This is a genomic window from Pseudoalteromonas sp. Z9A6 (assembly GCF_011378805.1).
Classification (GTDB): Bacteria; Pseudomonadota; Gammaproteobacteria; order Enterobacterales; family Alteromonadaceae; genus Pseudoalteromonas; species Pseudoalteromonas distincta.
In genome coordinates, this window is the sequence record NZ_WTKZ01000117.1 from 1 (window position 1) to 1,517 (window position 1,517).

At 43.4% G+C, this 1,517-nt stretch carries 1 protein-coding gene; it reads left to right on the forward strand.

What is annotated here, in order from left to right:
- The coding region (gene glmS / locus GQR53_RS20425; protein WP_165745049.1) for a glutamine--fructose-6-phosphate transaminase (isomerizing) at positions 1-1,517 on the forward strand (1,517 nt) is incomplete at both ends.

The following is a 1,517-nucleotide window of genomic DNA, read 5'->3' on the forward strand; positions in this document are numbered from 1 at the left end:
CGCTGGGCAACACACGGTAGCGTTACTGAAGAAAACGCACACCCGCATGTATCAAACAACCAGTTAGCACTTGTGCATAACGGTATAATTGAAAACCACGCAAGCCTGCGCGCATCGCTTAAAGAAGAAGGTTACGAGTTCCTATCTGAAACCGATACCGAAGTAATGGTGCACTTAATTCATAAGCTTCGTAAGCAGCACACTACTTTACTTGCTGCAGTACAGGCAGCTGTTAAGCAATTTGAAGGTGCGTTTGGTACGGTTGTATTTGATAAAGACAATGACAATGAAATTATCGTAGCACGTTCAGGTAGCCCTCTTGTTATTGGTTTAGGCCTTGGTGAAAACTTTATTGCCTCTGATCAGTTAGCACTATTACCTGTTACTCGTAGCTTTATCTTCTTAGAAGAAGGTGATGTAGCGCGTATTACACGTGACACAGTAGAAATCTTTGATGAAAATGGCGGCGCTGTAGAGCGCGAAGTGATTGAATCAAACATCACACAAGATGCATCAGGTAAAGGTGACTACCGTCACTACATGCTAAAAGAAATCTACGAGCAACCGCTTGCAGTACGTAATACCCTTGAAGGGCGTTTAAACGACGACTGCGTAGCAATTGATGCTTTTGGCGACAGTGCACAACAAATATTTAAAGATGTAAAACACGTACAAATTATTGCCTGTGGTACGTCTTACCATTCGGGTATGGTTGCCCGTTACTGGCTTGAGCAATTTGCAGGCGTAAGCTGTAATGTAGAAATTGCCTCAGAATTTCGCTACCGCCAGTCGTTTGTACACGAAAACAGCCTGCTTGTGACTATTTCACAATCGGGTGAAACAGCCGATACACTAGCTGCATTACGCCTAGCTAAAGAGCAAGGTTACATGGCATCAATGACCATTTGTAACGTACCTGGTTCATCGCTTGTACGCGAATCAGACCTAGCGTTTATGACCAAAGCGGGCGCTGAAATTGGCGTAGCTTCTACTAAAGCGTTTACTACACAATTAGTTGGTTTGTTAATGCTTACTGCGTCTATCGCGCAAGAAAAAGGCCTTGATCAAAGTGCTATTGTTAATGCTATAAAAGTACTACCGGCTAAGCTTGAAGAAACATTACTGCTTGCAGATGGCATTGCAGACCTTGCAGAAGAATTTGCCGACAAGCATCACTCACTGTTTTTAGGTCGTGGCTCACAATATCCAATCGCAATGGAAGGTGCGCTTAAGCTTAAAGAGATTTCGTACATTCACGCAGAAGCCTACGCAGCGGGCGAGCTAAAACACGGCCCATTAGCACTTATTGATGCCGACATGCCAATTATTGTTGTAGCACCAAATAACGAATTGCTAGAAAAGCTTAAATCAAATGTAGAAGAAGTACGCGCACGTGGCGGCATTATTTACGTATTCGCAGATAAAGATTCACACTTTGAGTCAGACGACACAATGCGTGTTATTAACGTAAACCACACTGACGACATTATTGCGCCAATTGTTTACACACTGCCATT